Consider the following 8,134-nt stretch of genomic DNA (forward strand, 5'->3'; position numbering starts at 1 on the left):
CCACCACGCACCCAGCAGGGGAACCGGAGACCCGGTTCCCCTAGACGTCGTGCCCTTGTGCCCACTTCATGGAGTAGAAGCGCCACACCACACCTATCGTGCGGATCAAGATGAACACCGCGATGCCTCCCCACACGCCGCTGAGCCCCAGCTCGAAGGCATACGCCAGCCACACTCCCGGCACAAAGCCCAGGAGCACCGCGGCCACCGTGAGGGTGCGCAGGAAGGCGGCGTCGCTGGCGCCCAGTAGCACGCCGTCGAGGGCAAAGAGAATGCCGCCGGCGAGCACCAGGAAGCTCATCACCCACCACGGCCCCGAAATCACCTCAAGCACCGAGCCGTCCGAGGTGAACAAGCGCGGGACAACCCCCGCGCCCGCCACGAGCGCCACGGAAAGCACGGCGGAAAAGGCAAAGGAGTAGCGCGTGACCTTCGTGCCCACCGAGCGCGCCACCTGAGCTGAGCCCGCGCCCAGTGCGGCGCCGGTCAGCGCCTGGGCGGCGATCGCCAAGGAGTCAAGGACCAAGGAGAGGAAGTTCCACAGCTGCATCATGATCTGGTGCGCGGCCAGCTGCGCGGTGCCGATGCGCGAGGCCACCGCCGCCGCCGAGAGAAACGCCACCTGGAAGCTCAGCGAGCGCACAATAAGGTCGCGCCCCAGCACTAGCTGCCGACGCACCACTCGCCACTGCACCGCCCACGAGCCGGTGTGCTCGCGATACAACTCCACGAGGAAGAAGACCGCGATGATGCCCATGCCCAGCACGGTGGCCATCGCCGAGCCTGCCAGCCCCCACCAGTGTACGAAGAGCGGCACGGCAATCGCGCCCGGAATCATGCCGGCCAACGTAAAGTACAAGGGCTTGCGGGTATTCTGCACACCACGCATCCACCCGTTTCCGGCCATCTCAATGAGGGTAAACGGAATGGCAAAGGCCGCAATCCGCAGCCACAGCGCCGCCCGCGCGGCGGTATCGGGGTTGCCCGTCAGCGCCGAGGTAAACGCATCCGCGCCGACCCACATGATGACCGCGAGCAACAAGCCCACGCCCAGCGCCACCCAGGTGGCCTGCACGCCCTCGGCCACGGCCTCCTCTCGCTTGCCGGCGCCAAAGAGCCGGGAGGCCCGCGCCGTGGTGCCGTAGGACAGAAAGGTCAGCTGCGTGGTCACCACCGAGTGCAGGGTGGCTGCCGCGCCGAGCGCGGCAAGATCGTGCGCCCCCAGGTGCCCCACCACCGCGGTATCCAGCAGCAGGTAGAGCGGCATCGCCGCCAACACACCGAGCGCCGGTAGCGCTAATCCAAAAACCTCACGAGCACTAACATTTCCGGTAGCGGCCATAGTGCTTCAGTCTAGGCCACGGCCCCCACCAGCTGCGAAATGATCTGCTCAGGGCTGCCCTTAGCCGTGTATCCCGCGGCCGGCACGTGCCCGCCGCCGCCAAAGCCCAGCGCCACCTCAGCGCAGTTGACCACCGAGGAGCGCAGCGAGACAGCCCAGACGCCCTCAGCTTGCTCCTTGAAGACCACGCCCATCGTGGTACCCTCCAGCGCGCGCACGAAGTCCACCAAGGACTCCACCGCGGCATCCGAGTGGCTGCGGACCTCCTCCAGCGGCACCACAAGAATGCCTAGGCGCTGCTGACCCGCCTCCTCGATGCGCAGGCCAGCGAGCACGCGCCCGACCATCTGCAGGTCATCCGCCGTCGAGGAGTCCATGAGGTCCACGGCGATCTGCTTGGTGTCGAGATCGTACATCATCAGCCGCGCGGCGATGTCGTGCATGCGCGGCCGGCCCCAGCGGAAGCTGCCGGTATCGGTGACCAGACCGGCGTAGAGGCAGTGCGCGATGGTGCGGTCGATTTGCACGGCCATGCGGTCGAGGACGTCGAGAAGCACCACCGTGGTGGACTCGCAGGCCGGATCCACCAGATTGATGCTGCCAAACCCCGGGTTGGAGGCGTGGTGGTCGATGCACAGCACGCGGCCCGAGTCCACAACCACCGCCAGCTCCCCGGCCAACAGGCCGGTGCGGTCCAGCGAGCCGCAGTCGACGGTGACGTAGAGGTCGTAACCGGACGGAAGGGACTCGACCAGTTCGATGTCCTCCGCGGTGGGGATGCTCAGCAGGTTGCGCGAGACCTCACGGCGCTGGCCGATGACCGTGCGCGTCTGCTTGCCACGCTGGCGCAGCCCCAGAGCAAGGGCCGCGGCCGAGCCGATAGCGTCGGCGTCCGGACGCAGGTGGGTGATGATGCACACGCTGCTAGCCTGCACCAGCGCGTCAACAGCGTCTGTATATAAAGCGCGAGTCACTTATACCTCGCTCTGATCATCCTTGTAGGGGTTGGCCTCCCCCGCCGGCTGCGCGTTCTCCTTGAGCTTGGCCAGCTCGGCGTCGCGGGCGCGGGCGCGGGCTAAAAGCTCCTCCATGTGCGCCGAGGCCTCCGGCACGGTGTCCAGCTCGAAGGAGAGCGTCGGGGTAAAGCGCACGGAGAGCTGGTCGCCGACGATCTTGCGCAGTTGGCCGCGCGCACGGTGGAGGGCCTCGGCGGCCTGCTCGAGGTCCGGCTCGGCGTCGATGTCCTTGCCTCGCACGGTGTAGTAGACGGTGGCGTCGTGCAAGTCACCAGTCACGCGGGTATCGGTGATGGTCACCAGCTCTAGGCGACGATCCTTAATCTCGCGCTCGATGGCACTCGCCACGATTTCCTGGATGCGCTTGGCCATGCGGCCGGCACGTGCGTGATCAACCATGGTCTACTCCTCTACTACCTAATACTCGATTCTTGCAGGTTACCGCACCGCGCTACCACACGAGAAAAACCCAGCTAGCTGGGCAGCTAGCTGGGTTAGGCGCACGAAACTAGTCGCGCGGTACCTCGACCTCTTCGTAGGCCTGGATGATGTCGCCTACCTGGACGTCCGGGTAGGACAGCACCATACCGCACTCGTAGCCGGCGTTGATCTCGTTGGCGTCGTCCTTCTCGTGACGCAGCGATTCGATCTTCGCATCGGAGGTGATGACGTTGCCGTCGCGCACCAGGCGGACCTTGCCGTTGCGCTTGACCTTGCCCTCGGTGACCATGCAGCCCGCAATGGTGCCCACGGCGGAGGACTTGAACAGCGCGCGGATCTCCGCGGAACCGGTGTCGCGCTCCTCGTAGACCGGCTTGAGCATGCCCTTGAGCGCTGCCTCCACCTCTTCGATGGCGCGGTAGATCACCGTGTAGTAGCGGATGTCGACGCCCTCGGCGTTGGCCTCCTCGGTGGCCTTGCCCTCGGCGCGGACGTTGAAGGCGATGATGATCGCATCTGACGCCGCCGCCAGGGAGACGTTGGTCTGAGTCACCGCGCCAACACCGCGGTCGATGATGTTGAGCTGGACTTCGTCGTCGACCTTAATGTCCAACAGAGCATCCTCCAGGGCTTCCACCGAACCCGCGTTGTCGCCCTTGAGGATGAGGTTGAGCGTCGAGGTCTCCTTGAGCACGGCGTCCAGATCCTCGAGGGAGACGCGCTTGCGGGCCTTGGCCTGCAGGGCGGAACGCTTGCGGGCGTCGCGCTGCGCTGCAATCTGGCGGGCGACGCGGTCGTCCTCGACCACCAGCAGGTTGTCGCCGGCGCCGGGCACGCCGTTGAGACCCTGCACCTGCACCGGGCGGGAGGGGCCGGCCTCTTCGACGTCGTGGCCGAACTCATCGAGCATGCGGCGCACACGGCCGTGGGCGTCGCCGACGACGATGGAGTCACCGATGCGCAGCGTACCGCGCTGGACGATGACCGTCGCCACCGGGCCGCGGCCACGGTCGAGGTGGGCCTCGATGGCCACGCCCTGGGCGTCCATGTCCGGGTTAGCGGTGAGTTCGAGGGCGGCGTCGGCAGTGAGGATCACGGCCTCCAACAGGGCGTCGATGTTGATGTTCGACTTAGCGGAGATGTCCACAAACATGGTGTCGCCGCCGTACTCCTCGGGAACCAGGCCGTACTCGGTGAGCTGGCCGCGGATCTTTTCCGGGGAGGCCTCGGGCTTATCGATCTTGTTCACGGCCACAACCACCGGGATGTCGGCAGCCTTGGCGTGGTTGATCGCCTCAACGGTCTGCGGCATCACGCCGTCGTCAGCAGCAACCACCAGGATGGCCAAGTCGGTGGACTTGGCACCACGGGCACGCATGGCGGTAAACGCCTCGTGGCCCGGGGTATCCAGGAAGGTGATCGTGCGGGGACCGTCGACGTCCACGGTGGTCTGGTACGCACCGATGCCCTGGGTGATGCCGCCAGCCTCGGCGGCGCCCTCGTTGGTCTTACGGATGGTATCCAGCAGGCGGGTCTTACCGTGGTCAACGTGGCCCATGACGGAGACGACCGGCGGGCGCTTCTCCAGCGCTTCCTCGCCGCCTTCGTCCTCACCGAACTGCAGGTCGAAGGACTCGAGCAGCTCGCGGTCCTCGTCCTCCGGGGAGACGACCTGGACGTCGTAGTTGATCTCGGAACCGAGCAGCTGCAGGGTGTCCTCGGACACGGAGGCGGTCGCGGTGACCATTTCGCCCAGATTGAACAGGGCCTGCACCAATGCTGCGGGATCCGCGCCGATCTTCTCAGCGAAGTCCGCCAGCGAAGCACCACGGCGCAGGCGAACTACCTTGCCCTTGCCGTCGGGCAGGCGTACGCCGCCTACCTCGTGCTTCTGCTGCTCTTCAAACTCGTGGCGCTTCTGACGCTTCGACTTCTTGCCGCGACGCGGTGCGCCGCCCGGGCGACCGAATGCACCCGCGGTGCCGCCGCGACGTCCGCCGCGGCCACCACGGAAACCACCGGGGCCGCCACCCGGGCCACCATGGCCCGGACCGCCCTGGCCACGACCGCCGCGGCCGCGACCACCGGTGCTGCCGGCGGCCTTGGCCGGCATCGCTGCCGGGTTCGGGTGGGAGGGCATCATGGCCGGGGTGGGACGGCGCCCCTGACGGTTGCCGCCCTCGCCCTGACCAGAACGTCCGCTGCCCTTGCCGCGGTTGTCACCGGGCTTGGCACCCGGGCGCGGGCCCTTGGTGCCGCCGGGGCGCGGCCCCGGACGCTCGCTGGAGCCACCCGTGGAGAACGGGTTGTTGGCCACGCGGCGGGATCCGCCAGGCTTGGGCATCGGGCGCGGCATGGAGTTGCCCGGGTTGGGGCGCTCGCCGCCGGACTTCGCACCGGACTTGGCGCCCGGCTTCGGGGCACCCGGCTTGGGGCCGGGCTTGGGTGCGTGCGCGCCCGGCTTGGGGGCGGCTCCGGCACCCGGCTTCGGGGCGGCAGCCTTCTGGGTAGCCGCACCGGGCTTCGGCGCGCCCGGCTTCGGGGCGGCGGCCTTCGCGCCAGGCTTCTGGGCGGCGCCCGGCTTGGGCGCAGCCGGCTTGGAGCCGGGCTTCGGGGCGGGCTTCTCAGAGGATGCCTTGGCGTCTTCTGCCCCGCCGTTCTTGGCTTCGTAGTGTGCGCGCATCTTCTTGACCACCGGCGGTTCGATGGTGGAGGACGCGGTCTTGACAAACTCGCCCTGCTCCTTGAGCGTGGCGAGCAGTTCCTTGCTGGTTACTCCGAGCTGTTTTGCCAACTCGTGTACACGTAGCTTTCCGGGCACTTGTCTCCTTGTAGTTCGTACTAGGAGCCAAGGCCGCGGATGGCTTGACCCCTAGTTAATGGCTATGGACTTTCATCGCTGATGCTTCATCGTCGTGCGCTCATCAGTGTTCGGTCTTCCTTTGTAACTCGGGCTCGTGCGGGCTTGCGCCCGCCGAGTGCACCTGTGGTCCCGGCCTTTCGGCCAGCACCGCGAGGTACTCACGTACGTGACCTGTATCCACCGGCGTGGTGGATCGAAGCGCTCGCCGAAATGCTCGGGTGCGCTCCGCCAGCTCATACGCCTCCAGATCTGGGCGAATCCAGGCTCCCCGCCCGGGCAGACGCCGCATGGGATCCGGCACAACACGCGTGCCTGTGGGGTCATCGGGATCGATAACCACCCTCAGAAGCTGCGTGTCGGGATGCTTGGCGCGCGTGGCGATGCAGGTGCGGAGTCGTTGCCGTGCAGACATCCAACTCCTTTACGTGCGATCGTTCAACGCGCCCGCATTCACAGCATGTGGGCCGTTGTCTATCCTACGCGAAAACCCAGCAAATCTTTAATCTCGGTCCGCATCGGAGTGAATATCGATCTTCCATCCGGTCAAACGCGCCGCCAGGCGGGCGTTCTGTCCCTCCTTACCGATAGCCAAGGAGAGCTGGTAATCCGGCACCGTGACGCGGGCAACCTGAGCCTCCTGGTCCACGACCTCCACGCGCACCACCTTGGAGGGCGCCAGGGCATTGCCCACGAAGGTGGCCGGATCCTCGTTGTAGTCAATGATGTCGATCTTCTCTCCACCGAGCTCGCACATGATGTTGTTCACGCGAGCTCCGCGCGGGCCGATGCACGCGCCCTTGGCGTTGAGCCCCTTGGCGTGGCCCACCACGGCGATCTTGGAGCGGTGGCCGGCCTCGCGGGCGATGGAGACAATCTCCACGGAGCCGTCAGCTACCTCGGGCACCTCCAGCTCGAAGAGCCCGCGCACCAGCTCGGGGTGGGTGCGCGAAAGGGTAATCTGCAGCTTCACGCCGTTGCGCGCCACGCCCACCACGTAGGCCTTAATGCGGTCGCCGTGCTCCAACTTCTCCCCCGGCAGTTGCTCCGCCGGCAGCAGGATAGCGTCCTGGGAGTCCAGCTCGGTGCCCAGCTGCACCACGACGACGCCGCGCTCATTGGCACGGACATCGCGCTGCACCACGCCGGAGACCACACGGCCGGTCAGCTCAGAGTAGGAATCGTAGGCGCGGTCGGTCTCCTTCTCGCGCAGCTTGCGCAGGATGGCGTCGCGCACCGCGTGCGCTCCGACGCGGCCGAAGTTCTCCGGGGTGTCGTCGTACTCGCTGAGCACTTCCCCGGTTTCCGGGTCGCTCTCGGTGACGATGACGCTGACCAGCCCAGTATCGGCATCGATGTCCACGCGGGACTTGGTGCCCTCCTCCTTGGTGGCCGCCGAGCTGTTGCGGTGATCCAGGTAGGAATACAGCAAAGCACCCGCGATGGCTTCGAGGAGGTCCTTGACGGCGACCCCACGCTCGCGCTCAATCGTGCGGAGTGCTGCTAGATCAATATTCACTTGTTAATCCTCTCGGGTTGCCGAGTTCTGCTCGGCGAAGTCAAACGTGCGTTGTGCTGCCTCCAGCTGTGCGGCTGAGGGCGAAGCAAATTCAGTTTCTACCACTGCGCGGGCGATGTTTTCCAATCGCTCGATTCGAAAGTGCACCTCCTTCTTCTCCTCCGTGATGAGCGCCACGGCGTCCTCCGCCTCCGAGAGGGCGCCGATGCGTGCGACGTGGGTTGTGCCGGGGGCGTCGGCAAGCTCAAAGCCCACTAGGCGGCCGCGGTTGCGGCGCCAGTGACGCGGCAGGCTAAGCGGGAGATCGAGGCCGGGGGTGGAAACCTCGAGGGTGTAGCCTGCACCGAAGTTGAGCTCGCCTGCGGCCTCTTGGGCGTCGAAGAACTCGGAAATCTGCTGGGAGACCTCCTCCAGCACATCGGAGGTGGGGCGAACATCGCCGTCGATGCGAATGACCACCTGGGACTTCTTGCCCGCCTTGGTGGTCTTGACGTCCTCCACGTCCAGCCCGCGGGGGGCGAGCAGCGGCTGGAGGAGCATGGTCAGCGTTGATGAATCGGGGAAAGCCATGCACGTCAGAATATGTGATGCGGGTAAGGTCTTTCGAGTGAACCGCCGAGTATTAGTTTCCACCGTGGCCCTGTGCACAGCGTTGCTGCCGCTGAGCGGCTGCCAGGCGGCCGTTGAGCACTTCGGCCCGCAACCTAATGACGCGTTGCTCGCGCTTGCCGACGCCGCTCAGCACGACGCCGTCTCCCTGCGCACCAGCACCGATGACTCTGCCGCTCAGGCAGCGAAGCTGCGCGCGCAGCAGGCTGACGAGCTCTACGCGGAAATCGCCCGGCTGTGCGGCCTGCGCGAGGACGGCACCCCGCCGGAGTCCTGCGAGGTCGTGCCGGGAGAGGCAGCGCAGGAAGAGGTAGCTTTGATTCATAATAAGATGAGTGTGATTGAAT

At 66.3% G+C, this 8,134-nt stretch carries 7 protein-coding genes and 1 pseudogene; 1 reads left to right on the forward strand and 7 read right to left on the reverse strand.

What is annotated here, in order from left to right; translation table 11 throughout:
• Positions 1 to 40: 40 nt before the first annotated feature.
• The 7 genes from Q4E25_RS07490 to rimP all read right to left on the reverse strand — a co-directional run bounded on the left by Q4E25_RS07490 (position 41) and on the right by rimP (position 7,748).
• On the reverse strand, positions 41 to 1,342 hold the full coding sequence (locus tag Q4E25_RS07490; RefSeq protein ID WP_303155972.1) for an MATE family efflux transporter: 1,302 nt from the start codon (positions 1,340 to 1,342) through the stop codon (positions 41 to 43).
• Positions 1,343 to 1,353: 11 nt separating this feature from the next.
• Entirely contained in the window at positions 1,354 to 2,316 is a 963-nt protein-coding gene (locus tag Q4E25_RS07495) for a bifunctional oligoribonuclease/PAP phosphatase NrnA (RefSeq protein ID WP_303155977.1), read from the reverse strand.
• Complete coding sequence (gene rbfA / locus Q4E25_RS07500) at positions 2,317 to 2,757, reverse strand: 30S ribosome-binding factor RbfA (RefSeq protein ID WP_303155980.1); 441 nt, start codon at positions 2,755 to 2,757, stop codon at positions 2,317 to 2,319.
• 109 nt (positions 2,758 to 2,866) lie between these two features.
• Positions 2,867 to 5,620, reverse strand: a complete 2,754-nt coding sequence (infB, locus tag Q4E25_RS07505; protein ID WP_303155984.1) for a translation initiation factor IF-2 — start codon at positions 5,618 to 5,620, stop codon at positions 2,867 to 2,869.
• 103 nt (positions 5,621 to 5,723) lie between these two features.
• Positions 5,724 to 6,074: a YlxR family protein gene (locus Q4E25_RS07510; RefSeq protein ID WP_303155989.1), complete on the reverse strand. Its 351-nt coding sequence runs from the start codon at positions 6,072 to 6,074 to the stop codon at positions 5,724 to 5,726.
• Positions 6,075 to 6,161: 87 nt separating this feature from the next.
• A complete protein-coding gene (gene nusA, locus Q4E25_RS07515) occupies positions 6,162 to 7,178 on the reverse strand; it encodes a transcription termination factor NusA (RefSeq protein WP_303155992.1) in 1,017 nt (338 codons plus the stop codon).
• Positions 7,179 to 7,181: 3 nt separating this feature from the next.
• Positions 7,182 to 7,748, reverse strand: a complete 567-nt coding sequence (rimP, locus tag Q4E25_RS07520) for a ribosome maturation factor RimP (protein WP_303155995.1) — start codon at positions 7,746 to 7,748, stop codon at positions 7,182 to 7,184.
• Between the two features lie 37 nt (positions 7,749 to 7,785).
• On the opposite strand from rimP, the pseudogene Q4E25_RS07525 reads away from it, so the two are divergent.
• Positions 7,786 to 8,134, forward strand: a pseudogene (locus Q4E25_RS07525) (hypothetical protein); the annotation flags it as partial.

The organism is Corynebacterium sp. (genome assembly GCF_030532325.1).
Classification (GTDB): Bacteria; Actinomycetota; Actinomycetes; order Mycobacteriales; family Mycobacteriaceae; genus Corynebacterium.